Source organism: Rhodococcus sp. Leaf233, from assembly GCF_001426165.1.
In the GTDB taxonomy this organism is placed as follows: Bacteria; Actinomycetota; Actinomycetes; order Mycobacteriales; family Mycobacteriaceae; genus Rhodococcoides; species Rhodococcoides fascians.
The window spans coordinates 32,908-56,360 of record NZ_LMRO01000014.1 but is presented as its reverse complement, the minus strand read 5'-3'; the positions used below and the strand labels follow the sequence as shown (position 1 = coordinate 56,360).

Sequence of the window (23,453 nt, the reverse complement as noted above, 5' to 3'; positions counted from 1 at the left end):
CGTTCCCCTTGTGAAGCACGATACGGATGTGACTGATGGGACGAGTGTTACGCAAATACACTTAGGCCGCAACAATTAGTTCGTGTCGATGCTTGACAAATCGAACGCGATGAGAATGACACCGATGTGATTAGCTTTCAATCAGGCGGGCGTGCGCGGTGTCGAGCAAGAGCAGAGCCGCTCCCTGCACGACGACCGCCGTTCCGTGACCGATCGCCTGGTCAGCGGTGATTCGACGTCCGAAGTTGGGCTTCCGGACAGCGATGTGAGCACCGGCCGCGACGTAGAGCACGTCGAGCGCGGCATTGATCCACAGCAGCTTGCTCAAACTCTTCGACGTCGGGACCGAGGAGTTGAGCGCTCCCGCCCCGGCGATCGCCACGTCGATCGCACCCCAACCCGCCGTCTGCTGGCCGAATGCACGACGGGCAGGAGACGAGCCGCGCACCGCCAACACCGTTCCGGCAAGCACACTCACACCGCCCCACACGGCGAGACGCCGACCGAGTAGTTGGGCTACGGCGGGAGCTTCCATACGAGTCATCGCTCCAGTGTGCCGGGCTCGAACCCGAAGGCGATCCGTAACGCGCGGTCCGTTGCTGCCGATCATCGAGCACCGGGTATTCGTGCTCGAAACGAACGGAGTCACCATGCTGAAGAAGATCCTCGCAGGCGCTGCACTGACGATCGGCGTAGCGGTGCTCGCGGCACCGACGGCATCCGCCGCGCCCGACGACAACCCGTTCGGCCCCAAGGACTCCACTTCGAGCTTCGTCAACGCATTCGAACCCGCGGCCTACAGCAGCGCGAGCGAGAAGTCATTGATCGTCAGCCCATTCGGCACCAGCCGGCAAATCGACTGTTCCTCGTTCCATGCCCGCACCTGGTGCACTCAAAACGGCCACGCGCTCACCGACATCCGCATTCCGGCCGGATCGTCGGAATGGGATTACCGGATGCTCTACGTGTACAACCCGTTCTAACCGTCGGATAAGGCACAGCCGCGATTACAGCCCGAGCGGATGCGCGTCGGCCCCAGGCAACCAATTGTTGCCCGGCCCGACCCACCCCCTCTCCTTGATCATCTTCTTCGCCGCACGTCGGTGGCGGCCGAGCAGGCGGTCGAGGTAGAGGAGCCCGGCCAGATGGTCGGACTCGTGCTGCAAACACCGCGCCAGATAACCCGTGCCTTCCACCGTCACCGGGTTGTTCTCCACATCAACACCTGTCACACGAGCCCACTGGGCACGCCCAGTCGGAAACAGCTCCCCCGGCACGGACAGGCATCCCTCGGTGTCTTCCGGGTCGGGCATCGTCTCCGGAATTCCAGAGGTCTCGAGCACCGGGTTGATCACGTGTCCGCGGTGACGGACCCCACCGTCCCGCAGGTCGTAGACGAAGACCGAACGTGGGTCGCCGATTTGGTTGGCCGCCAGACCCGCACCGGGTGCAGCAGTATTGGTCTCGAACATGTCCTCGACCAGCGCTGCGAGCTCGTCGTCGAACACTGTCACGCGAGTTGCCGGAGTTGTCAGCCGGGGATCACCGGCAACCAGGATCGGTCGAATCGCCATGCCATAAGGATAGTTTCGCTCCGAGAACGGCGGAGCCCTGGGCAACGAGGTTACTGTCGATCTGTGGCCCACTCCCGTCGTACCTCCGCCGCGCACCCCGCAGACAAGGTCTGCGCGTCGTGCGGTCGGCGGATCGAGTGGCGCAAGAAATGGGAGAAGAACTGGGATGACGTCAAGTACTGCAGCGACACCTGCCGGCGGCGCAAAGTGAGTGCAACCGACAAGGAACTCGAAGACAAAATCCGATCCTTGCTCGACGCCCGATCACGCGACGCGACGATCTGCCCCTCGGACGTCGCACGAGCCCTGTCCGACGACGCCTGGCGCGACTTGATGGAGCCCGTTCGCCGCGCGGCCCGACGTATGGTCGACGCCGGCGAAGTCGAGATCACACAGAAGGGGTCGGTCATAGATCCCTCGACCGCAAAAGGGCCAATCCGGATCCGCTGGAAGCGTTGACGGAAACCTGTCGGTGGGTGGGTATAGCTTTCGTGGTGTGAAGACATGGGGGGATGTGTTCGAGCTCGGCGACCAGGAATTGGTCTCCGAGCTCGCCGATGTGACCTCCCTCGAAAACACCTTGGCTGCACAGCGATTGACGCTGCTGGCGGAAATCGACCGACGCGGCTTGGCGATGAAACTCGGGCACTCGTCCGTCACCCGCTGGTACGCGAAGTCGGTGCGCATCACGGACGGATCCGCCGCCCGCCAGAACGCACTGGGGTACTGGCTGTTCGATCACCCCACCGTGCTCGACGCCCTCGCCGATGGTCGGATCCATGCCGCTCACGCCGCCGCCATCGCCGAGGGATACGACGTCGTGCTGGTGGCCGACCCGACGTTGGATCAGGACCGGCGCGAAGGAATCGTCGACGAACTCCTCGACACCGCGATGCGCAACACCGCCGGCCAGGTCACCTCCCGCGCGCAGGCTTTGGCGCATGCGGCCGCGGACGACGCCCGAGCACGACACGCGAAAGCCGAGATGCGCAACACCGCCGGCCAGGTCACCTCCCGCGCGCAGGCTTTGGCGCATGCGGCCGCGGACGACGCCCGAGCACGACACGCGAAAGCCGAGAAACAACGCCGAGAGCAAGAACAGCAGGAACAGGAACGCCACGATCAGGAGCGACGGAGAGATGATGCTGCGACCTCTACCGGCAGGCTGCCAGATCCGGAACCGCCTGCGCCCGAGCCTGTTCCGCTGCCGCCTGCACCGCGACCGGTGTCGGAGAACTCGGCACTGAACCGATTCGACCTGCACCCTCTCGCCAACGGCCGCTTTCAGTTCGGTGGCGACATGGACCGGTTGCTCGCCGAGAAGCTTCTCACCGCTCTGTCGCAGTTGACAGCACCGCGACCAGGTCCCGGCGGGGAGCGCGACCCACGCAGCCCGTCGAAGCGCCGGGCCGATGCACTAGATCAGATCCTCGACCGACACCTCCGCGGCAGCACTCGTGGGTCGGCGGGCGGGTCGCGGGCGTCGGTGCACCTGATCGTTGCCCTGCGGGACTTGCTCGCCCACGGTGGCAACAAGCAAACGGGTAGCACTGCAACGGATTCGGTCGACACGGGTTCGGTCGCGAAGAGCTCCTCGAACGGCGGCGACAGCAACGGCTCGCATCCGGATGGAGTGGCCCGAGGGGATATCGCTGCTCGCGGCGATGCGACATCCGGATGTGGTGGTGCCGGGCAAGAATCTGTGCCCGAGCCGGGCGACGCTGGTCCTCGCGGCGATGCCGCGGCCCGTCGTGGCGGTGACAGTAACGGCGGGCAGAAATCTCTCCCCAAGCCGGGCGACGCGGACTGGCCGTTCCACCTCGACTGGACCGGCCCCATCAGTCGCTTCCTCGCCGAGCTGGTCACTTGCGACGCCGACCTGACCCCCGTCATCGTCGACCACCACGGCGTACCACTCGCGCTCGGACGAACCACCAGACTCGCCAGCGACGACCAACGCATCGCCCTGACCATCCGCGACACCTGCTGCGTCATGTGCGGCCGCCCAGCCCAGTGGTGCCAAGCCCACCACATCANCGACCAACGCATCGCCCTGACCATCCGCGACACCTGCTGCGTCATGTGCGGCCGCCCAGCCCAGTGGTGCCAAGCCCACCACATCAAATTCTGGGAACACGGCGGCCCCACCGACCTGAACAACCTCGCGCTCGTCTGCGGAGAATGCCACCGCCTCGTCCACCACGGCGACTGGCAGCTCATCATGGGCGACGACGGACACCCCTACGCCATCCCACCCGAATCCGTCGACCCCAGACAGCAACCCCTCCCCAGCTACCACCGACGAAAACAGCGAGCAGCTTGAACAACTCAGGCGCGCAACGCGCGCTTGAGTAACTTTCCGCTCTGGTTGCGGGGCAACTCGTCCAGGAAAGTGACGGTCTTCGGCACCTTGAACGGCGCGATCCTGCCCTTCACGTGGTCGATCAACTCCTGCGCCGACACCTCACTTCCGTCCTTGAGCACGACGACAGCAGTCACCGCTTCGATCCACCTGTCGTCCGGAGTCCCGATGACCGCCACCTCGGCAACGGCGGGGTGCGTGTAGATCGCGTCCTCGACCTCACGAGAAGCAACCAGAATTCCGCCCGTGTTGATGACGTCCTTAATTCGGTCGACGACCGTGATGAACCCCTCGGCGTCCCGAGTCACCAGATCACCCGAATGGAACCACCCGCCCGAGAACGCATCCGCCGTCGCCTCCGGCTTGTCCCAATAACCGTCGCACAATTGAGGCGAGCGGTAGAGAATCTCACCGGGCTCACCGTCCGGCACATCGTTACCGTCCGCGTCGACGACGCGTGTCTCGACGAAGAACACCGCACGACCACACGACGCCGGTCTGGCCTCGTGCTCGGACGGCTGCAGAACCGTTGCCAGCGGACCGATTTCGGATTGCCCGAAGCAGTTGTAGAACTCGATGTCCGGGTATCGCTCACGCAGCCGGGTCAACACGGTGACGGGCATGATCGACGACCCGTACTGCGCCTTCTTCAACGACGACAGATCACGAGAATCGAGGTCGGGGTGATTGGCGAGCGGAACCCACACCGTCGGTGCCAGGAATAACGACTTGATCTTCTCGTCCTCGATCCGCCGCAGAATCTCCGCGACGTCGGGCTTGCGCATCAGTCGCACGGTCGCCCCGACCGACAGATACGGCAGCATGAACACGTGCATCCCGGCCGAGTGGTACATCGGCATCACCAGCAGAGGGTCGTCGTCTTCAGTGAACCCCAGAGCGATCACACACGAGACGTACTCGGCAACGAGCGCGCCGTGAGACATCATCGCGCCCTTCGGTTTCGACGTCGTGCCGGAGGTGTAGAGCAACTGCGCCAGGTCCGTGGAGTCCGCGGCCGGCTCGAGGACCGAATCATCCCCAGCAGCGTCGAGCAGATCCGGAAGCGACACCACGAACTCGACGGCGGTGCCACTCCGAACGGAATCGAGCGTGTTCGACAACTCCGGGTCGACGAGCACAGCCCGTGCGCCCGACTGATCGAGCAGATACAGCAGCTCGTCGCCCACGAGTGCGAAGTTGATGGGCACGTGCACCAATCCTGCTCGCGCACAGGCAAGAAATGCCACCACGTACGCGTCGGAGTTGACGCCGTACGCCGCCACCCGGTCACCCTTGTCCAAGCCCATCGCGATCAACCGACGGGCGGCTCGCGTCACGGCGGTGTCGAGTTCGCGATAGCTATGGCTGCGGCCTTCGAATGTCACGGCCGGACGGTCGGGAAATTTCGCCGCCGACCTGCGCAGAACGCCGTCGACGGTGCTGACTCGGGTGCCGTTCGTCATGACAATGACGTTATAGGACGTCCAAGCTTCTTGCCTCGACTTCGACGTCGATGGTTCGCTCACCGATCACGGGGCATTCGGTGTTGCATGACAATCAAACAAGCACTGGACAGCCTCGAGACAGCCTCGTTTCTCGACGGACCCAGCAACGCGATCCATGGCGTACTTGCACCTGCGGTAGCGGACAGCGCCGTCGGATCAGCGCTGCACGGCAGATGGATCGGGCACCCCATCCATCCTGCGCTGGTGACGGTGACCATCGGCAGCTGGACCAGCGCAGTCGCGCTCGACCTCGTCAAGAACCAGTCCAGGGCGGCCAAAATTGTCGTCGCGCTCGGTCTCGCGTCCGCGCCTCCGGCGATAGCGACCGGATGGGCCGACTGGTCGACGATGAACACTGTTCAGCGTCGGGTCGGCATCATCCACGCGGCCTCAAACGCGACCGGGGTGTTCCTGTTTCTGGGCTCCTACCTCCGTCGCCGGAAGCAGACCGACGGAGTCGCCAAAGCTCTGGCGGCGGCCGGCCTCGCAGCCGCAGGACTCGGCGGACTGATCGGCGGGCACCTCGCCTACAGCACCCCCGGCAGCGAGGCCGAGTCGGAAGCTCGACACCGCCTACCGAGCTGACCACCCATCAACAGTTGTTCGGTTCTCCGATCTTGACCACCGACAGCACGGCTTCGCCCGCGCCGATGAGGACGCCGGGAGCCGGATCCTGTTCGACGACAGTCCAGTTCGAGTCGTTGACCTGCATACGGCCCTCCCCCGACGCGTCCGCGCTGCGGGAGTAGAAGACACCGGCCGCCTGGATCGCTTTCTGCGCAGACTGCAGATTCATACACACAACCGGAGGCATGTAGGCGGGGGCTGCGGGTGCGGGCCTCTCGACCGTCGGGGTATCGGGAATGACGATCCTCGGCACAACGGTAGAGCGCGTGAGGCCTCCCCCCGGCACCGCCTCGACGTCCGTGCCGGCGTCTGCGCTCGGAGTGCTGTATCCCGCCAGCATCGGCAACACGGCAATGCAAGCCGCGAGCACATGCCTTCTCGTCGACATCGAGACCTTTCGTTACGACAAACCCCCACCACAGCAGCCGTCTTCTATGGATCGCCCCTTGCGTCGATCCGTTACCGGTAGCGTTTCCGTACACCGTACGGTAGGCTGCGGCGGCACTGCGTGAACCAACGTGGGTGTACGCCCTTCGGGGCGCGGCGAAAGGCAATCGACAACGCGATGACCGAGCCCCAGCTTTTGCTACAAGACCAGCCACCTATTGATCCCCTGTCCACGATCGTCGTGCGTGGAGCCCGAGAGAACAATCTGCGCAACGTCGGCCTCGATCTGCCGAAACGCTCGCTGGTCGTGTTCGCCGGCGTCTCCGGGTCGGGCAAATCGTCACTGGTGTTCGACACCATCGCCGCCGAGGCCCAGCGGCAGATCAACTCCACGTTCACCGCGTTCGCGCAGACGTTCCTACCGTCCTACGGCCGACCGGATGCTGACCTGATCGCGAACCTGTCGGCCGTCGTCATCGTCGATCAGAAGCGACTGTTCGGTGGTCCGAGGTCGACGGTCGGCACCATCACCGACATCGGAGACTGGCTGCGCATGCTGTGGTCCCGCGCCGTCACGCCCAACATCGGCTACGCCAACGCCTTCTCGTTCAACGACCCCGCCGGAATGTGTCTCGAATGCGAGGGGCTCGGCGAGGCGAAGGTCGTCGACCTCGGCGAACTGGTGGACGAGTCGAAGTCGTTGCGCGAGGGCCCGTTCAAGCATCCCGACTTCGAGGTCGGCAAATGGCCGTACCGGGTGTTCGCCGACTCGGGCCTGTTCGATCTCGACGTCCCGATCGAGCAATTCTCGGCGCGCGAGCGTCACCTCTTCTTCGACGCCAAGCCCGGCGAGGTCGAGGTGACCAATCCCGACGCCGTCATGAAGAGCTACGAGGGCATCGTGTCGAAGTTCCGCCGAAGCTACCTCGCCAAGGATGCCGATGCACTCAAGGGCAAGTCCAAAGCCGCCTTCGAGCGCATCGTCACGCGCGGCGTCTGCGAGGCCTGCGGCGGTTCCCGCTACAACGACACCATCCGCGGTGCCACTCTCGAAGGACTGTCCCTGCCCGACGCGTTCGCCATGCAGGTTTCCGAACTCGCCGACCGTATCGAACAATGGGACATCAAGGGCCTGCACTCCGTCACCGCTGAAATCGTCACGCAGTTGACCAGGCTCGTCGATCTCGGCCTGGGCTACCTGAGCCTGGACCGTGCGACGTCCTCGCTCTCGGGTGGTGAATCCCAGCGCATCAAGATGGTCCGACACCTCGGAGCCACGCTGAACGACATGCTCTACGTCTTCGACGAACCGACGACCGGTTTGCATCCTCGCGACGTCCACCGTCTGAACGAAATGCTGCTCGCGCTGCGCGACAAGGGCAACACCGTCCTCGTCGTCGAGCACGACCCCGAGGTGATGGCCATCGCCGACCGTATCGTCGAGATCGGACCGGGTGCCGGAAAGTCCGGTGGCACAGTGGTGTTCGAGGGAACGTTCGACGAACTCCGCCGAGCCGACACCAGGACCGGCTCCGCACTCCGGCGTGATGACGCCGAGATACGGACTCCCCGTACGCCTTCGGGCTGGCTGAGCATCTCCGGTGCCACCACCCACAACCTTCGCGATGTCAGCGTCGACATCCCGCTCGGGGTACTGACCGCCGTCACCGGTGTCGCCGGTTCCGGAAAGTCGAGCCTCATCCACGGACACCTGCGCGAGGCCGCGCCCGACGCCGTTGTCATCGACCAGGCACCGATCCGGGGCTCACGCCGTTCGTCCCCTGCGACCTACACCGGTCTGCTCGATCCGATCCGCGCGTACTTCGCCAAGAAGACCGGGCAACCGCCGTCGCTGTTCTCCCCCAACTCGGACGGCGCGTGCCCCGATTGCCAGGGCAGCGGTGTCATCTTCACCGAACTCGGGTTCACCGATCCCGTGACGAGTACCTGCGAGACCTGCCAGGGCAGGCGCTTCCGCTCCGGGGCCATCCGGCACACCGTCGACGGCGTCAGCATCGCCGACATCTTCGAGATGTCCGTCGAGGATGCGCAGGACTTCTTCGAGGTCAAGAAGATTCGAGACATTCTTCGCCGCTGCCGGGACGTCGGACTCGGCTACCTCTCGCTCGGACAGAACCTGTCGTCACTGTCCGGCGGCGAACGGCAACGTCTCAAACTCGCCACCGAACTGATCGGATCGTCTTCGGTCCTGGTGCTCGACGAACCGACGACAGGTCTGCACCCGTCGGATGTGTCGAACTTGATCGCGTTGCTGTCCGGGATGGTCGACGAGGGCAGGTCGGTGATCGTCATCGAACACAACCTCGACGTCGTAGCCGCAGCGGACCACATCATCGACCTCGGCCCGGACGGCGGCCACAACGGCGGGCTGATCACCTTCACCGGGACGGTCGACGAGCTGGTGGCCTCGGACACCCACACCGGTAGGTACTTGGCACGGAGCCTGGGGCGTTGACCGCTCCCCGATAGTGTTGGCGTTCGAAGAGACACCGGACAACACAGGAGTGGCAGTGCAGCGTCGATCGGCACGAATGATCTCAGCCGGGTTCGCGGTCGTCGCGCTCGTAGCGGCGGGGTGCAGCACGCAGGAAACGGACGCGCCACCCGCCGCCGATCCGGCACCCGCGGCGAGTGGCGAGTTTCCGAGGACGATCACATCCGGCTCGGACGGCGGCTCGGTCACCATCGACGCTGCTCCGCAGAAGATCGTGTCGCTGAGCCCGACGGCGACGGAGACGCTGTACGCCGTCGGGGCGGGCGACCAGGTGGTGGCCGTGGACGATCAATCGGACTTCCCCGCCGATGCTCCGAAGACAGGGTTGTCGGCGTTCACCCCGAGCCTCGAAGCGATCGTGGCGTACGACCCCGATCTGGTGATCGCCTCCACCGACCTGGGCCTCGTGACGTCGACACTGGCCGAGGCAGGCGTTCCGACGCTGGTGCTGCCTGCCGCGACGAGCCTCGATGATGCCTACTCGCAGATCGAGCGCGTCGCGGACGCCACCGGCCACGACGCCGACGGCGATGCCGTCGTATCCCGGACTCGTGACCGGATCGATGCAGCCGTCGCGAGCGTCCCGACCCGCGAGGCGCCGCTGACGTACTTCCATGAACTCGACGACACGTTGTACACGGTGACGAGTGCGAGCTTCGTCGGGCAGATCTACGGTCTGTTCGGACTCACCAGCATCGCCGACGGTTCCGACGCCGGCGACTACCCGCAGCTCGCCGCCGAGGCCGTCATCACGTCGAACCCGGATGTGGTGTTTCTTGCCGACGCCCAATGCTGTGGCGTCACATCCGCTTCCGTCTCGTCGCGACCGGGTTGGGGATCGATGACCGCCGTCCGCGACGGCCGGATCTTCCCGATGGACGAGGACCTGTCGAGTCGATGGGGCCCTCGTATCGCAGACCAGGCAGAGGCCGTCGCTTCGGTGATTCGACAGCTCCCCGCCTGACCCGCCGCAGCGTTCCGACACCCGCTACCGCGGGATCGATCTACACCACGCTGTCGCGTCGCATGGCCTCGATCTCGTCCGCCGTACAGCCGAGTTCGGACAGTACGACGTCGGTATCGGCCCCGTGCCGTCGACCGGTGTGCCGAATTCGGCCGGGGCTACCGCCCATCCGCCACATGACATTCTGCATACGGACCGGCCCCAGATCGTCGTCTTCCACGGTCGTCACCATCTCGATGGCATTGACCTGCGGATCCGACAGCAGTTCGCTGGGTTTGTACACGGGAGCGACTGCAGCACCTGCCTTCTCGAACTCGTCGATGACGACGTCCCGCGTCCGCTCGGCGATCCAGCCCCCGACGTAATCGTCCAACAGATCCGCGTGCGCGGCGCGCTGCCGGCCGGTCGCGAACCAGGGTTCGTCGAGCACCTCGGGGTGACCCACCAGCACCAGGACGCGTTCGGCTATCGAATTGGCGCTCGTGGAGATCGCCAGCCAATGGCCGTCCGCCGTCTTGTACAGGTTGCGTGGTGCGTTGTTGCTGGACCTGTTTCCGGTGCGCTCCTGGTCGATACCCAACTGGTCGGCGTAGATGACGCCCGGGCCCACCGCGGCCATGATCGGGCTCAACAGGTCGAGGTCGATGACCTGCCCCTTGCCGCCGTTGTTGGTGCGATGCAGCAATGCCATGGACACCGCCGACGAGCCCGCTATTCCGGCGAGGGAATCGGCGAGCCCGAATGCGGGGAGCGTCGGCGGGCCGTCGGCTTCACCGGTCAGGTGGGCGAAGCCGCTCATCGACTCGACGAGTGTTCCGAATGCGGGCCTGGTGGAATACGGCCCGGTCTGCCCGAAACCGGTGACACGCAACAGAATCAGGCCGGGGTTCACCTCGGACAGGACGTCGTATCCCAGCCCCCAGCGCTCGAGTGTGCCCGGCCGGAAGTTTTCGACCACTACATCGGCCTCTGCCGCCAGACGCCGAAAGATCTCCGCTCCGCGCTCGATGCCGAGATTCAACGTCATCGTCCGCTTGTTGCGGCTGATCATCGTCCACCACAGCGGGTGTCCGTCCTTGTCCAGACCGTGTCCCCGCATCCCGTCGGGCTTCGTCGGGTGCTCGATCTTGATGACCTCGGCACCGAAATCACCCAGGATCTGCGCGACGAGCGGCCCGGCGAGGATCGTCGAGATATCGAGTACCTTGACGCCCTCGAGCGGCCCCGTCACAGGTACGGGCGGTGCAGGTAGCGACCAGCGGGCGCGCCGGAGACGGCACCGTCAGCAAGCACACGCTGTCCGCGGACGAACGTGTCGGTCACCTTGGCACCGAGTTCGAAGCCCTGGAACGGCGTGTATTCCTGGGCCGACTCGGAGTCTTCGGGGCTCACGGTCCAGGTGTGATCGGGGTCGACCAGCGCGAGGTCTGCATCCATCCCGACGGCGATGTCGCCCTTGCCCGGCAGGCCGTAGCGCAACGCCGGGTTGAGGGACGTGAGCTCGGCGATCCGGCGCCAGCTCAGCCCGCGCTTGCGGCCTTCGCTGACCAAACCGGGGAGCAGGTACTCGGCCCCGCCGAAGCCGGACTTGGCGGCGAAGATGTCGCCGCGGTCCTCGGCGAACTTCTTCTCGTCCTTGCAGCACGCATGATCGCTGACGACCCAGTCGATATCGCCGGCCAGCAGGTGCTCCCACAACGCTTCGACGTCGTCTCGAGGACGCAACGGCGGGTTGACCTTGCCGCCGAGCCCGTAGGCGGTGTCGATATCTGCCAACAGGTGCCCGATGGTCACCTCACGACGGAAGTTCACGTGCGGGAAGGCCTTCGCCATCCGCATTGCCGCCGTCAGCGCCTTGCGCGAGGACAGGTGCAGCAGGTTGATGTTCGGCAGCTGCGTCTCGTCGGCCAGGAACGACGCGATCGTGACGGCGAGGCCCTCGGAGTGCGGTGGCCGTGACGCGCTGTAGGCGGCCAGTCCCTGCAGTGTGCCTTCTTCTTCGACGATCTTGGTGTACGCACTCATGATTTCGGCGGTCTCGCAGTGCAGCGACAGCGAGATGTGATCGGCCTTGTCCGGGAACTGTTCTCGCGCAGCCTGAATTCCGCGCATGACGAACTCGAAGTGCGCCAGATCGTAACGCTCACCCTTGGGCGTCATCAGGAACTCGCTCTGGTCGGTCGAGCGGCCGTGCAGGCCGTGGCTGCCGTAGAACATGAAGATCTTGAACGAGGTGACGCCGTGCTCGGCGATAAGTGCCGGGATTTCGTCGATGTGCCCCTTGGACATCGGTGCCAGGTGGTAGGCGTAGTCCACGTACGGTCGGCCCTCGGTGGCCTCGAGCACGGTCGGGAAGACGTCGGCGTAGGAGCCGCCGGTGTTCATGTAGTACTGCCCGGTACGCATGTAGGACAGCGAGGTGGTGACGCCGCCCTGCACGCAGGCCCGCGACTCGATTTCGGCGTCCTCACCGAGTGAGTTGTAGATACCCCAGTGCTGATGCGCGTCGACCACTCCGGGGAACGCAACCTTGCCTGCGGCGTCGATGACCGTGTCGATTCCGGCAGCATCGATTCCCGCTTCGATGCGGGTGAATTTGCCGTCTTCGATGAGAAGGTCGAGGAACTCCCCCTCGTCGGGAGCGGCCGATCCCGGTCGCACGACTCGGGCGTTGATGATCAACAACGTTGACATGATTGTCCTTTCGAGATTTTTCACTAGTTAGGAAGTTGTGAGAGAACTGGCCGCGAGGTACGCAAGCCCGAGCGCGGGCAACAACCCGTTGCCCGCCAGATAACCGGCGGCCCCGTGGCCCGAAATGCCCATTGCCGCACCGCCGGAGGCGAACAGTCCGTCGATTGCAGACCCGTCGGGCCTCAGTACTCGCGCGTTCTCGTCGACGACGAGGCCGCCCTGCGTGTGAAACAACGCGGGGACGATTTTGATGGCCGCGTACGGTTCGGTCAGGGTGTGCTCGAAAGAGCTGCGGCCGAACGGATCCGGCACGTCGCCCTGTGCATACCCTGCCACAGCCGCGAGTTCCTCTGCCACCGCCTCGGCCGGCAGGCCGGTCACGTCGGCCAGAGTTGCAGCGTCATCGGCCCACACTGCCGCACCGGAGGCCACCGTCTGCTCGAAGTCCTTGAACGACAGACACTTGTCGTAGACCTCCCTGTCGATGACGACCCAGCCCTCGGATCCGGGCCGAGCCGCGAGAGCGGCGGCATATTCGGAATAGCCGGTGGTTTCGTCACCGAATCGGCGGCCCGTTGCGTCGAGCACGATTCCGCCGTGCATCACAGTGGCCCAGCCGACGAGCGTCGTCGCCTTCTTCGACAGTGCCGCGTGCCCCTGATATGCGTCGAGGTACGCCGCATCCGCTCCCAGCTTGCGCCCGATGGCGAGAGCATCTCCGGTGGAGTGCTCGCTACCGTGGTACCGCGCCGACGATATCTCCGGAGCGTGCTGCTCCACGAGAGCCTCGTTCGCGCCGTATCCGTTGGTGGCCAACAGTACTGCGCGAGTAGGGATGACCTCGGTGTTGCCGTCGGGCAGCGTGACAGTCACCGCGTCCACTCCACCGTCGAGGTCGACCGACACATCGGTGAGGCGCGCCGGAACCAGCATGTCGATCCGAGGCTCGGCCGCCACAGCGCGGGCGAGGTGATCGAGCATCGCGCTACCGTGTCGGCCTTCGACTGTGTGACAACGTAATCGGGAGTGCCCCGGGTACGCGAAGTCGGTCACCAACGCCAGCGGAAGCTCCAGATGATCTGCCAACCATTCCACCAAGGGAGCGCTGACGTCGGCGAGCGCCGTGGCCAACCGAGCGTCGGCTGTGCCCTTGGTCTTGCGCATCACGTCGTCGACGAACTGCTGCGGTGAGTCGTCGATTCCCGCGTCGCGTTGCCACCGCGAGCCCGCGCCCGGGATCATCGCGGTGGACATCGCCGTGTTGTTGCCGCGCCGGAAGTGTTCGCTCGCCTCGACCACCAATACGTCGAGACCGAGCTGAGCAGCCCTGAGCGCCGCGACGAGTCCGCCGCCCGCACCTGCAACGACGAGATCGGGGCCCTCCGCGCTCATGCGAGGACCTTCAATTCGCTGCGAAGTCCCAGCAGTCGTAGCGCCGTTGCTGTGGGGTCCACTACCCACGGAGACACCGGAGGATCCGTCAGGTCGACTGCCGAACAGGCGTTGATTGCGACGTCGCAGTGCAACTCGCGCGCGTGCTCGGACACTGCTCGTCCCCACGCCCGAGTATCGGCGATGTCGTGAACACCCAGTCCCAGAACAACAGTGGCCTCGGCGACGAGTCCATAGAAGCCGAGCCTGCGATCCAGTTCGGCGGCGATGGCCTCGTTTCGGGCCAGAGCGCCGATGCGGCTTCCTTGGGACGCGTGGAACGACGCGGTCAGTCGAGTCAATCCGTACAGGGGTACAGCAAACGAGTCCGCTTCCTCTGCGCACGGATCCAGCACGCAGTCGGGCAGGAAGCCGTCTGCTTCGGTGTCGCGTAGAGCATGAAAGGCCGCAGACAGGACATCCTCGGAACGTCTGATGTCCAATTCTGTGTCGAGCGCATCGGGCGCGTCGGGTCCGATGTTGCGGAGTTCGACGGTGACGCCGGACGGGGCCAACTGGTCGTACCGACGCTGCCGACGAGCCAGTTCGGCCGAGTCGACGTCGATCGGGGTGAAAGCCAAGAGGTGCATGTGCGTGGGGCTCCTAAATGCCGAGGTACGCCGCTTTGACGCGTTCGTCGTGTGCCAGTTCGGAACCGCTGCCGGTCAACACGATCGAGCCGCTCTCGATCACGTAGGCGCGATCGGAGATCGCCAGTGCCTGCGCGGCGTTCTGTTCGACTATCAGCACCGTCACGCCGGAGTCGCGGATGCGCACGATAGCGTCGAGAACCTCCGCGGCGAGTTTCGGTGCCAGCCCGACGGACGGTTCGTCCAGCGTCAGCACCCGGGGACGCGCCATCATGGCTCGTCCGATGGCCAACATCTGTTGTTGCCCACCGGACATGGTGTCGGCGCGTTGTTCCCGGCGTTCGGCGAGGATGGGGAACAACTCGAAGACCGAATCCAACGACGAGCGTACGGTTCCGTGCTTCTGCGAGTAGGCACCCATCTCGAGGTTCTCTGCTACGGAGAGGCTACCGAACAGCGCGCGGTCCTGCGCCACGTGGACCAGACCCGCCTTGACGATTCGATCGGCACGCATGCCGTGAATGGGGTTTCCGTCCAACATGATTCGGCCACCCGACGTGGTGACGAGGCCGGACAACGCACGTAGCGTCGTCGTCTTACCCGCACCGTTGGCACCGATGAGCGAGACGATCTCGTTCTTGTCGACCCCCAGCGTCAGTCCGTGCAGAATCTCCAGCCTGCGGTAGCCGGCGTGGAGGTCGTCGATTTCGAGCATCATGCGGTCTTCTCCTCACCGAGGTAGGCCTCGACGACACGTTCGTCGGCGACGACAGTGCGCGGGTCGCCCGAGGTCAACACAGCGCCCTCGTGCATGACGACCAAACGCTCGGACAACGCCATCACCGCTGCCATGATGTGCTCCACGAACATCACCGTCTGACCTTGCTGATGCACGCTGCGCAACAACTCGATCATGGGTGCGCGCTCGGCGGGGACGAGCCCGGCCAGTACTTCGTCGAGCAGAACGACCCGCGGCTCCATCGCGAGAGCCCGCGCGAGTTCGAGTCGCTTCAACCCCGCTGTGGACATGGTCGAGACCTTGCCGCCGACCTGATCCGACAGTTGGACCCGGTCGAGCACTTCGAGTGCGTGGCGTCGAGCATCTTTGCGGGACTTACGCTTCGACAGTGCGGCAATGGTGACGTTCTCGAGTACCGACATCGACTCGAACGGCCGCATCAACTGGAACGTACGAACCAGACCGGCCCGCGCGATCTTGCTCGCCGGCCATCCGGTGATATCCGTTCCGTCGAAGATCACTCGGCCTGCTGTCGGGGGCTGCTCACCCGACAGCAGGGAGAACAGGGTCGTCTTACCTGCCCCGTTGGGGCCGATGATGCCGAGGAATTCGTGCTCGGGCACGTCGAGGCTGACCTCGCGTACCGCGTGGATTCCCGAGAAGGACTTGCTCAGGTTCTCGATGCTCAACAGGCTCATCGGTTCCACCTCTCACGGATCGTCCCGAAGATTCCCTTGGGCAGGAAGATCACGATCAGAATGAGGATCACCGAATAGGCGGCGACGTCCAAACCGATTGTTCCTTGCAGGAATTCGAGGAATTGCGGCGGATTTCTGAGCAACTGGTTGATCAACTCGGACAGCGGCCCGATGACGGCTGCACCGATCACCGGGCCCCAGATGGTTCCGATTCCGCCGATGACGGCCGGCACGATGGCTTCGACGGATACGGCCGAGCCGAAGGCTTGCTCGGGTCCGACGAAGAAGTAGTACTGCGTGTAATAGACGCCGGCGACGGCGGTCAGTGCGCAGCTCGCGGCCACGGCAATGAGCCGATATTTCATGGTATCGATACCGAGCGATGCTGCGGCTGTCTCGTCGTCGCGGGTGGCCTGGACGAACTGGCCTGCGCGAGAACGCGTGTAAAAGATGGTGCCGAGAACTGCGAGAGCAAGTATCACCAAGGGGATCCAGAGGTAGTTGGCGCTGCCCTTCTCGAATTGCAGCATCCACCACGAATCACGAGGCAAAATCGGCACATTGAAGCCCTCGGTCTTGTTGAAGACCTCGAGGTTCTGTACCAACAGCAGGAACATCTGAGCGAAGGCGAACGTGGCCAGCGCGAAGTACGAACCGGCAAGCCGGTAACGCAGGCACAGATAGGCGATCAGTGTGCCCACCACAGCGGCGATACACGCGGCCACGATCATCGAGATCCACGGCGACACATCGTGTTCGACGAGCAGGAACGCACCGGTGTACGCACCGATGCCGAAGAACGCGGCGTGGCCGAAGCTGAACATGCCGCCGAAGCCGCTCATGATGTTCCAGGCCACTGCCATGATCGCGAAGATCAACGTGCGGACGGCCACCGTCTGCGCCTGCTCGCCCAGCATCAACGGCAATGCCGCGACGACGACGAATCCTATTGCCAGCGTGATCAGTTGGCGACGGAGCCACGTGTCCTTCAGTCGTGAATCGTCGTGCACCGGGGTGGGTGCGGTACCGGTCGTTGTCATCGGCGAGCTCCGTACAATCCTTCGGGCTTGAGAAACAGGACGAGGACGAACACTGCGAACACGAGGATCAGCGAGCCCGTTCCGGGTAGGTAGAGCGCGCCGACCGTCTGCACGAGCCCGATGACGAGCCCGCCGACCACGGCACCGACCACGCTGCCGAGTCCGCCGAGAACGACGATGACGAACGCCAGAATCGTGAACTGCTCGCCGACCGACGGCGTGAGGCTGGTGAACGGCGTCATCAATCCGCCGGCCACAGCGACACAGGCCGCGCCGATTCCGAAGGTGAGAGCGTAGACCCGGCCGATGTCGACGCCGACGAGCTTGGCCCCCTCCGAGTTCGACGCAACTGCCCTGATCGACAAGCCGAGCGGCGTCCGCTTCAACACGGCGGTCAACGCAACGGCGACGAGCGCAGCACCGATGAACGCCACCACACGTGGCCATGATGCGACGGCCCCGAGCACGTTCAGCGAACCGTCGATCGGTGCCTGCACCGACTGTGGACGTCCGCCGAAGATCATCAACAGCACGTTGATGATCAACAGCGACAGACCGAGAGTGACCAGCAGCGGGCCGTCGTGGCTCCCGCTGATCGTCAGCTTGGTCAGCAACGTCGCCTGCACGATCATGCCGAAGACGAACATCAGCGGAACCGCCACGAGTGTCGCGACGTAGACCGGAAGGCCTGCCGTGGACAAGGCGTAGACGATGTACATGGCCATCGTCAGCATCGCTCCCTGGGCGAAGTTGACGATGCCGAGAACACCGAAGATGAGCGTCAACCCGACCGAGATCAATGCGTAGACGCCGCCGAGCAGCAGACCGGAGACGACCGCCTGGGTGACCAGTCCCTGGTCCTTACCACCGACGAAATAGATGACCGCCATGACGACGACGATCGCGGCCAGCACGGGAGCACCGGGGCCGAGACCCGAGAGTCCGCGCCTTCCCGCCTTGTCGACGGTTGGGGTCGTGGACGTCATTGTCCCGCCCCTACCGGGAACTCGATTGCGTCCGTTGCGAATTCTTCGGGGAAGACCTGGGCGATCGCACCGTCGCGTACCTGGGTGACGATGACGGTCGCGTTCTTGTTCTCACCGGTTTCGTCGAACTCGATCGGCCCACTGAACGCGAGCAACGGATCCTCGATCGAGACGCCTGCGATCGCGTCCCGCAGATCCTCGGGGTCGGTCGAAGCACCGCCTTCCAGGCCGGCCGCGATGACTTCGACTGCCTGGTAGGACAACATCGCTGCCGTTTCCATGGGTCGCCCGTACTGAGCCTCGAAGCGGGCACGGATGTCGGTGACGCGGTCGCTGGTGGCATCGAAGTGGTAGTTGGCACTGAGAACGCCCGCGCCGGCAGCACCGGCATCACTGGGGAAGGAGCTGTCGTCGAACGCGCCGTTGGCAATTCCGTACACGCCCTTGACGTTCAGGTTCAACTGCTCGACCGCGCGAGCGATCAACAAACCGTCCGGATAGTACCCGGTGGCGACGATGACATCGGGATTGGACACAGCTGCCTCCCGGACCTGGGTGGTCGCGTCCGAGAAGTTCGTTGCCGGATAGGTGATTTCCTGCACGGAGGAGATTCCCTGATTTGCTGCTTCGGCCTCGAAGGCGTCGAAGACGCTGTCGCCGAACGAGCCTTCGATGTGCAGATACGACACCCTGTCGATGGCCTGGCCGGTCTGCTCCTCGATCGCTGCGAGCGCCTTGGCACCGTCGGTGCCCATGCTCGAGGCATTCGGCTGCATACGGAACGAATACTGGTAACCCTGTTCGAGAATCTTGTCGTCCACCGCGACGTCGATGACCAGGGGCACACGAGACCGTTCGGCGACCGACGCGACGTTCTGCGTCACGTCGCTCTGGTACGTACCGACGAGGGACACGGCACCGTCGTCGATCAAGCGTTGCGCCTCGCTCTGGCCGACTTCGGCCTTGCCCTGGCTGTCACCGGACACCAGTTCGAGTGACCGCCCGTCGAGGGCTGCGATGCCGCCTGCCGCATTGATGTCGGAAACTGCCAGCGCTGCACCGTCGTTCATCAGACCACCCACACCGGCGAGCGCACCGGTGGTGGGGTGCACCGAGCCGATCTTGATCGGCCCCGAATCGTCCGAACCCGATGAGGATCCACACGCTGCCGCACCCACGACCGCAACCGCTGTCAGCACACCTACGAGCTTCTTCATTGTTGTGTCTGCCTTCCGCACCCACCGGCGCCGAGTCGAACAAGAGGGCGGAACTCGATCGTTCCGCTGAGCGCACCATCAGATTGATGACTTTTCTCGCTGGAACCGAGTATGTCATGCATCACGCGCTCAGAACAGGACCTTTCGTCAAATTCTTGTTACGGGTATGGTTCGCCCAGCGGAACGCAGGCACATCCGAAAGGTGACACATATGGTCAGCAAGCCGGTACTGGAAACATCGACGGGCACGGAGTCGGCAGATCGCGTCGCCGATGTGCTCATTGCTTTCGCACAATCCGATCGGGCCCTGGGGGTTTCGGAGATCGCGCGCAGACTCGAACTGAGCAAAGCTGTCGTTCACCGAATCCTGCAATCGCTGGCGTCACGCTCGATCGTGCAGCCGGTCGTGGGAGAGTCGACATACGCCCTCGGTCCTGCGGCCATCGGCCTCGGAACCAAGGCGTGGAGCCAGCTGGACGTCAGGTCCGTCGCTGCCCCGGTTCTGCGTTCCCTGCGCGCTCAAACCCGTGAGACCGCAACTCTGTCGGTCCTCGTCGGACATCGACGCGTGTACCTCGACCAGTACGAGAGCCCGCAAGAGGTGAAGATGGTGGTCGAGATCGGGCCCCAGTACGCCTTGCACTCAGGAGCATCGAGCCGCGCGATATTGGCCTTCCTGCCCGAACGCTTTGCGGTGGAAGCCTTCCAAGAGCTGCGGGCACACTCCCCCGATGCCGACGAAAGTCGCTTCCACGCAGGACTTCAGGACATCCGAACCAATGGGTACGCTACCTCCACGAACGAGCGGAACACCGGAGCTGCCTCCATTGCGGCACCGTTCTTCGACGGGGCCGCACATGTACTCGGCTCTGTCAGTTCGTCCGGTCCGGCCTTCCGCTACTCGTCCTCTGCTGACGACGAACACATGATTCATGCCCGCCAGGTGGTCGCCGCCGCGACATCGATCACCCAGATCCTGGAAGCTCGTACAAGCCGATGACACTGTCCTCCGCCCGGTCGTTTCTCTACGTTCCTGCGGTCAAGCCCGAGCTGTTCGACAAGGCAGTACGAGGCGCGGCCGACGCCGTCATCATCGACCTCGAAGACGCAGTTCCGTTGCCGTACAAGGAACGAGCGCGCCACGACGTCGCGCAGTGGCTCGACATCACAGAGCCGACAGCCACCGAAGTGTGGGTTCGCGTCACCCCTGAATTCCTCGACGAGGATCTCGACGCGGTAGGCAGGGTGGGGATCACCGGCATCATGGTTGCAAAATGTTCGGTGGATTCGCTCACCCATGCCGACCGAATTCTCTCCGAGAGAGGGCTCCCCGATGTCGAATTGATCGGTCTCGTCGAAACCGCCCACGCACTGCGTGCCTTGCCGGAGATGGCCCGCTGCAACCGAATTCGCACGTTCGGGATAGGCGAGGTCGACCTCTTGGCAGACCTGCGCATCACCCGCTCCGAGAACACGGCGACGGTGATCGACGGAATCCGCACGAGCATCGTGATCGACTGCGCTGCAGCTGGTATCGCAGCCCCGATCGCGCCCACCTCGACGGACTTCCGAGACCTCGCCGGCTTCGAGACCACTACCGCACGGTTTGTCGAGATGGGCTTTCGAGCCCGAACAGCACTGCACCCCAGCCAGGTGCCCATCATCAACTCCGCACTCACACCCACCGACGAAGATGTGCACGCCGCTCGGAGGTTGCTCGAGCTGTACGAGGCAGCGCACGGAGGACCGACAGTCGACGACTCCGGCCGATTCGTCGACGAAGCCGTGGTTCGTGGAGCTCGGGAAGTCCTGGCTCGCGCGTAATCGATCGAAACTACTGGTTCTTCGATACCGTCAGGGGCGCAAGCAGTTCGGTGATGTTCGACAAGTCGCCGAGTGCATGGCAACGACCGGCCAACGCACCGAGCTCGGTCTCGCTCAGGAACTGTTGCGCGTTGCTGGTGAACTTGGCCGACACCTCCTCGAACGACAGTGGTCTTTCCGGACCACCGCGAGTCGTCAGGACTTCTTCGACGAGTACGGAACCGTCGATCATCGTGGCCGTCAGGACCGCCGGAAACTGATGGGGGAAAATGGCGTCGCACCGCGAATCCGGCACCACCGAGATCTTTGCCATCAACTCCCGCCGCTGCGGATCGTTGGCCAACTCGTCGGAGTAGTCCTCGAGAGCGGCACCGAGTCCCCCACCGCCCAGCAGTCCGACGACCACGGCGTACGGGCCGCTGAACTGAGCCATATAACCGGTTGCAGGAGTGCGCTTGACCTCGATCGGTTCACCGATCGTGCGCAGGTTTGCGGCCGGGACGCCCAGCTCCAATGTGCCGATGTCCTCCAACACGATTCCGCGCTTGCGGAGCGCAGCCCCTGCGTCGATGGCGGCATGGGTGAAGTGGTTGGCCGGATACGGCTTGAAGAATATGCCCGGAACCGCCCACTCGGTACCGAGGCCGGCGACTATTTCGTTTGCCCGGCCCGGTTCGTGCAACCAGGCTTGGAAGAACCCGAACCGGCCTTCGAGGACCGTCGGCGGGCCGGTGATCCCGTGCCTGGACAGTCCCGCGGCCGACAGTGCGGAATGCGCGGCCCACCCGCAGTGCATGCGCTTGACGGTTCCGCCGGTGCGGTTGGCCTCGATGATGCCCGATGCCATCGACGCCGCAATGCCCATGGTGTCGACGATCCCGGTCTCGGAGGCACCCCCGATGACGGCAGCCGCTACGGCACCACCCATCGCGCCGCAAATGGAGGTTGCGTGTTGGCCGTGCTCGAAGAACACCGAGTTCTTGGCGTCCGGGTCAAAACCTGCCATGCCGAGCCGAACGCAGACCTCGAGGCCGATTGCGATGCCGCGCACCAGGGCGCGGCCGTCGGCACCGTGTTCCTGGGCGGCAGCCAAGGCAGCGGGAACCACGCTGGCGCTCGGATGCAGGATAGAGGGCAGATGTGTGTCGTCGAAGTCCAAGGAGTGCGCGAGCACCCCGTTGACGAATGCGGCGAGCATGGGCGGTAGCGCGACGTCGACTCCGATGGCTGTCGCCGTCGCAGTGCCACCCTGTTCGCACGCCCATGCGATGGCGGCGCGGCTGGTATCGAGGTCCGTGGCCGCGACCGCGATTCCGAGGGTATCGAGAACGCGCATACCGACCGAGGCCACCACATCTTCCGGCAAATCCTCGTATCGCGTGTTCACAGCGAACCGCGCCACCTGCTGCGCGAGGGTGAGTTCACTCATGCGGACGTCACCGCCAGAGGGCGAACCGGCGAGCCGGTTGCACCGAAGATGTTCAGCGGCACCAGCAGGAACGTGAACTCGAAGATCTCCTGACGCGACAATTCTTCGAGGTCCAACGCTTCGATGATGTAGATTCCGCTCTCCACCAACAGCACTCGGTGTGCGGGCAGGAGAGCGTGACCTCCGCCGGGGGCGAGTCGTTCGAACGCGATGGTGTCGGCACCAGCCGCGTGCACCTGCAGGGCAGCGAGCCACTGAGCCCCGGCTTCGCTGACCCCCGGCACGCCGGAAGGGCCTCCGACGTAGGGCAGGCCTTCGTCGAAGAGCTGACCCCAGCCGCTGCGAATCAGCACTACGTCGCCGGTACCGATCTCGACCGACTGTGCAGCGCAGGCAGATTCGAGATCGTCGACCGTGATCTCGTAACCTCCGTCGCAGCGACCGACACCGAGAAGCCTGGGGATGTCCAGCAGTACACCGCGCCGGATCATCGGTGCGATGGTGTGCACGCCGTGCTCCACGTACTTTCCACCGAGGCAGGACTGGCCCGCGTCGGCACCGCCGTGCAGTTTCCCGTTGTGACTCACGTGCGCAAGCGCGTCGATGTGGGTTCCGACGTGGGTACCCGTCGTGATCATGTCGTTGGCTGCACTACCGCCGTCCGACCGTGTCATGTCCCCGTGTCTGCGCGGCAGCGTGTGCCAGAACTGCGGGTGATTGGGCGACTGCGGCATTCCCACTCGCAATTGTCTCCCGAGATCCACCGTGTGCACGCCCTGCTGGACGGCATCGAGGAGTTGATCGGACATTGATTGTCTCCTTCTACTCGCTGAGCGCGCCGATCACGTCAGCAATGCATTCGTTTCGCCAA

The 23,453-nt window shown here is 64.3% G+C and carries 23 protein-coding genes and 2 pseudogenes; 10 read left to right on the top strand and 15 right to left on the bottom strand.

What is annotated here, in order from left to right; genetic code table 11:
- Positions 1–130: 130 nt before the first annotated feature.
- Positions 131–544: a DUF6992 family protein gene (locus ASH04_RS24355; protein WP_200937363.1), complete on the bottom strand. Its 414-nt coding sequence runs from the start codon at positions 542–544 to the stop codon at positions 131–133.
- A gap of 106 nt (positions 545–650) precedes the next feature.
- On the opposite strand from ASH04_RS24355, the gene ASH04_RS24350 reads away from it, so the two are divergent.
- Positions 651–983 (top strand): hypothetical protein, encoded by a 333-nt coding sequence (locus ASH04_RS24350; RefSeq protein ID WP_057474903.1) that lies wholly within the window; start codon positions 651–653, stop codon positions 981–983.
- Between the two features lie 24 nt (positions 984–1,007).
- Here ASH04_RS24350 and ASH04_RS24345 read toward each other — a convergent pair whose 3' ends face one another.
- On the bottom strand, positions 1,008–1,574 hold the full coding sequence (locus tag ASH04_RS24345) for a peptide deformylase (protein WP_057474769.1): 567 nt from the start codon (positions 1,572–1,574) through the stop codon (positions 1,008–1,010).
- A 63-nt stretch (positions 1,575–1,637) separates the two neighbouring features.
- Here ASH04_RS24345 and ASH04_RS27375 point away from each other — a divergent pair.
- From ASH04_RS27375 to ASH04_RS27365, 4 genes and pseudogenes are all read left to right on the top strand, one after another.
- Positions 1,638–1,766 (top strand): annotated as a pseudogene (locus ASH04_RS27375) (DUF2256 domain-containing protein); the annotation flags it as partial.
- A 15-nt stretch (positions 1,767–1,781) separates the two neighbouring features.
- Entirely contained in the window at positions 1,782–2,033 is a 252-nt protein-coding gene (locus ASH04_RS27370) for a DUF3253 domain-containing protein (protein WP_228139420.1), read from the top strand.
- A 175-nt stretch (positions 2,034–2,208) separates the two neighbouring features.
- Positions 2,209–3,610 (top strand): annotated as a pseudogene (locus tag ASH04_RS24335) (DUF222 domain-containing protein); the annotation flags it as partial.
- 44 nt (positions 3,611–3,654) lie between these two features.
- The gene (locus tag ASH04_RS27365; protein ID WP_235580096.1) at positions 3,655–3,897 is read left to right on the top strand and encodes an HNH endonuclease signature motif containing protein; all 243 of its coding nucleotides are present in this window, start codon (positions 3,655–3,657) and stop codon (positions 3,895–3,897) included.
- A 5-nt stretch (positions 3,898–3,902) separates the two neighbouring features.
- On the opposite strand, the gene ASH04_RS24330 is transcribed toward ASH04_RS27365, so the two are convergent.
- A complete protein-coding gene (locus ASH04_RS24330; protein ID WP_057474767.1) occupies positions 3,903–5,399 on the bottom strand; it encodes an acyl-CoA synthetase in 1,497 nt (498 codons plus the stop codon).
- An 87-nt stretch (positions 5,400–5,486) separates the two neighbouring features.
- Between ASH04_RS24330 and ASH04_RS24325 the strand changes: the two genes are divergently transcribed.
- Entirely contained in the window at positions 5,487–6,026 is a 540-nt protein-coding gene (locus ASH04_RS24325; RefSeq protein WP_057474766.1) for a DUF2231 domain-containing protein, read from the top strand.
- Between the two features lie 7 nt (positions 6,027–6,033).
- Here the strand turns inward: ASH04_RS24325 and ASH04_RS24320 are convergent, their stop codons facing one another.
- The gene (locus ASH04_RS24320; RefSeq protein ID WP_057474902.1) at positions 6,034–6,237 is read right to left on the bottom strand and encodes a hypothetical protein; all 204 of its coding nucleotides are present in this window, start codon (positions 6,235–6,237) and stop codon (positions 6,034–6,036) included.
- Between the two features lie 396 nt (positions 6,238–6,633).
- Between ASH04_RS24320 and ASH04_RS24315 the strand changes: the two genes are divergently transcribed.
- The gene (locus ASH04_RS24315) at positions 6,634–8,931 is read left to right on the top strand and encodes an ATP-binding cassette domain-containing protein (RefSeq protein ID WP_057474765.1); all 2,298 of its coding nucleotides are present in this window, start codon (positions 6,634–6,636) and stop codon (positions 8,929–8,931) included.
- A gap of 76 nt (positions 8,932–9,007) precedes the next feature.
- Positions 9,008–9,934, top strand: a complete 927-nt coding sequence (locus ASH04_RS24310) for an ABC transporter substrate-binding protein (RefSeq protein ID WP_057474901.1) — start codon at positions 9,008–9,010, stop codon at positions 9,932–9,934.
- A gap of 40 nt (positions 9,935–9,974) precedes the next feature.
- Here ASH04_RS24310 and ASH04_RS24305 read toward each other — a convergent pair whose 3' ends face one another.
- From ASH04_RS24305 to ASH04_RS24265, 9 genes are read right to left on the bottom strand one after another with little or no spacing between them, the layout of a single operon-like run.
- Entirely contained in the window at positions 9,975–11,165 is a 1,191-nt protein-coding gene (locus ASH04_RS24305; protein WP_032384785.1) for a CaiB/BaiF CoA transferase family protein, read from the bottom strand.
- Positions 11,162–12,628 carry a dihydroorotase gene (locus ASH04_RS24300; RefSeq protein ID WP_032384784.1) on the bottom strand — a complete coding sequence of 489 codons (1,467 nt, stop codon included), beginning with the start codon at positions 12,626–12,628 and terminating at the stop codon, positions 11,162–11,164. Before ASH04_RS24300 ends, ASH04_RS24305 begins: the two co-directional genes overlap by 4 nt.
- Before the next feature lie 27 nt (positions 12,629–12,655).
- Positions 12,656–14,020: an FAD-dependent oxidoreductase gene (locus tag ASH04_RS24295; RefSeq protein ID WP_057474764.1), complete on the bottom strand. Its 1,365-nt coding sequence runs from the start codon at positions 14,018–14,020 to the stop codon at positions 12,656–12,658.
- Positions 14,017–14,649 carry a hypothetical protein gene (locus ASH04_RS24290; protein ID WP_027497861.1) on the bottom strand — a complete coding sequence of 211 codons (633 nt, stop codon included), beginning with the start codon at positions 14,647–14,649 and terminating at the stop codon, positions 14,017–14,019. The genes ASH04_RS24295 and ASH04_RS24290 overlap by 4 nt, the downstream gene beginning before the upstream one ends.
- A gap of 13 nt (positions 14,650–14,662) precedes the next feature.
- Positions 14,663–15,367 (bottom strand): ABC transporter ATP-binding protein, encoded by a 705-nt coding sequence (locus ASH04_RS24285; protein ID WP_032369048.1) that lies wholly within the window; start codon positions 15,365–15,367, stop codon positions 14,663–14,665.
- On the bottom strand, positions 15,364–16,086 hold the full coding sequence (locus tag ASH04_RS24280) for an ABC transporter ATP-binding protein (protein WP_027497863.1): 723 nt from the start codon (positions 16,084–16,086) through the stop codon (positions 15,364–15,366). Before ASH04_RS24280 ends, ASH04_RS24285 begins: the two co-directional genes overlap by 4 nt.
- A complete protein-coding gene (locus ASH04_RS24275; protein ID WP_052056402.1) occupies positions 16,083–17,126 on the bottom strand; it encodes a branched-chain amino acid ABC transporter permease in 1,044 nt (347 codons plus the stop codon). Before ASH04_RS24275 ends, ASH04_RS24280 begins: the two co-directional genes overlap by 4 nt.
- Positions 17,123–18,112, bottom strand: coding sequence for a branched-chain amino acid ABC transporter permease (locus ASH04_RS24270; RefSeq protein ID WP_032384781.1), 990 nt, complete (start codon positions 18,110–18,112; stop codon positions 17,123–17,125). The genes ASH04_RS24275 and ASH04_RS24270 overlap by 4 nt, the downstream gene beginning before the upstream one ends.
- The gene (locus ASH04_RS24265) at positions 18,109–19,329 is read right to left on the bottom strand and encodes an ABC transporter substrate-binding protein (RefSeq protein WP_027497866.1); all 1,221 of its coding nucleotides are present in this window, start codon (positions 19,327–19,329) and stop codon (positions 18,109–18,111) included. Before ASH04_RS24265 ends, ASH04_RS24270 begins: the two co-directional genes overlap by 4 nt.
- A gap of 211 nt (positions 19,330–19,540) precedes the next feature.
- On the opposite strand from ASH04_RS24265, the gene ASH04_RS24260 reads away from it, so the two are divergent.
- Together ASH04_RS24260 and ASH04_RS24255 are read left to right on the top strand one after the other, a co-directional pair.
- Complete coding sequence (locus ASH04_RS24260) at positions 19,541–20,329, top strand: IclR family transcriptional regulator (RefSeq protein WP_032384779.1); 789 nt, start codon at positions 19,541–19,543, stop codon at positions 20,327–20,329.
- Entirely contained in the window at positions 20,326–21,153 is an 828-nt protein-coding gene (locus ASH04_RS24255; protein ID WP_057474763.1) for an HpcH/HpaI aldolase/citrate lyase family protein, read from the top strand. Before ASH04_RS24260 ends, ASH04_RS24255 begins: the two co-directional genes overlap by 4 nt.
- A gap of 10 nt (positions 21,154–21,163) precedes the next feature.
- On the opposite strand, the gene ASH04_RS24250 is transcribed toward ASH04_RS24255, so the two are convergent.
- Together ASH04_RS24250 and ASH04_RS24245 are read right to left on the bottom strand one after the other, a co-directional pair.
- Entirely contained in the window at positions 21,164–22,582 is a 1,419-nt protein-coding gene (locus tag ASH04_RS24250; protein ID WP_057474762.1) for an MmgE/PrpD family protein, read from the bottom strand.
- The gene (locus ASH04_RS24245; RefSeq protein WP_027497869.1) at positions 22,579–23,391 is read right to left on the bottom strand and encodes a cyclase family protein; all 813 of its coding nucleotides are present in this window, start codon (positions 23,389–23,391) and stop codon (positions 22,579–22,581) included. Before ASH04_RS24245 ends, ASH04_RS24250 begins: the two co-directional genes overlap by 4 nt.
- Between the last annotated feature and the right edge of the window lie 62 nt (positions 23,392–23,453).

Bases quoted from the DNA above. Each gene is read 5' to 3' on its own strand.
- ASH04_RS24355 (WP_200937363.1), bottom strand. From the start codon at position 544: ATGACTCGTATGGAAGCTCCCGCCGTAGCCCAACTACTCGGTCGGCGT.
- ASH04_RS24350 (WP_057474903.1), top strand. From the start codon at position 651: ATGCTGAAGAAGATCCTCGCAGGCGCTGCACTGACGATCGGCGTAGCG.
- ASH04_RS24345 (WP_057474769.1), bottom strand. From the start codon at position 1,574: ATGGCGATTCGACCGATCCTGGTTGCCGGTGATCCCCGGCTGACAACT.
- ASH04_RS27365 (WP_235580096.1), top strand. From the start codon at position 3,655: ATGTGCGGCCGCCCAGCCCAGTGGTGCCAAGCCCACCACATCAAATTC.
- ASH04_RS24330 (WP_057474767.1), bottom strand. From the start codon at position 5,399: ATGACGAACGGCACCCGAGTCAGCACCGTCGACGGCGTTCTGCGCAGG.
- ASH04_RS24325 (WP_057474766.1), top strand. From the start codon at position 5,487: ATGACAATCAAACAAGCACTGGACAGCCTCGAGACAGCCTCGTTTCTC.
- ASH04_RS24320 (WP_057474902.1), bottom strand. From the start codon at position 6,237: ATGAATCTGCAGTCTGCGCAGAAAGCGATCCAGGCGGCCGGTGTCTTC.
- ASH04_RS24315 (WP_057474765.1), top strand. From the start codon at position 6,634: ATGACCGAGCCCCAGCTTTTGCTACAAGACCAGCCACCTATTGATCCC.
- ASH04_RS24310 (WP_057474901.1), top strand. From the start codon at position 9,008: ATGATCTCAGCCGGGTTCGCGGTCGTCGCGCTCGTAGCGGCGGGGTGC.
- ASH04_RS24300 (WP_032384784.1), bottom strand. From the start codon at position 12,628: ATGTCAACGTTGTTGATCATCAACGCCCGAGTCGTGCGACCGGGATCG.
- ASH04_RS24295 (WP_057474764.1), bottom strand. From the start codon at position 14,020: ATGAGCGCGGAGGGCCCCGATCTCGTCGTTGCAGGTGCGGGCGGCGGA.
- ASH04_RS24290 (WP_027497861.1), bottom strand. From the start codon at position 14,649: ATGCACCTCTTGGCTTTCACCCCGATCGACGTCGACTCGGCCGAACTG.
- ASH04_RS24285 (WP_032369048.1), bottom strand. From the start codon at position 15,367: ATGATGCTCGAAATCGACGACCTCCACGCCGGCTACCGCAGGCTGGAG.
- ASH04_RS24280 (WP_027497863.1), bottom strand. From the start codon at position 16,086: ATGAGCCTGTTGAGCATCGAGAACCTGAGCAAGTCCTTCTCGGGAATC.
- ASH04_RS24275 (WP_052056402.1), bottom strand. From the start codon at position 17,126: ATGACAACGACCGGTACCGCACCCACCCCGGTGCACGACGATTCACGA.
- ASH04_RS24270 (WP_032384781.1), bottom strand. From the start codon at position 18,112: ATGACGTCCACGACCCCAACCGTCGACAAGGCGGGAAGGCGCGGACTC.
- ASH04_RS24265 (WP_027497866.1), bottom strand. From the start codon at position 19,329: ATGAAGAAGCTCGTAGGTGTGCTGACAGCGGTTGCGGTCGTGGGTGCG.
- ASH04_RS24260 (WP_032384779.1), top strand. From the start codon at position 19,541: ATGGTCAGCAAGCCGGTACTGGAAACATCGACGGGCACGGAGTCGGCA.
- ASH04_RS24255 (WP_057474763.1), top strand. From the start codon at position 20,326: ATGACACTGTCCTCCGCCCGGTCGTTTCTCTACGTTCCTGCGGTCAAG.
- ASH04_RS24250 (WP_057474762.1), bottom strand. From the start codon at position 22,582: ATGAGTGAACTCACCCTCGCGCAGCAGGTGGCGCGGTTCGCTGTGAAC.
- ASH04_RS24245 (WP_027497869.1), bottom strand. From the start codon at position 23,391: ATGTCCGATCAACTCCTCGATGCCGTCCAGCAGGGCGTGCACACGGTG.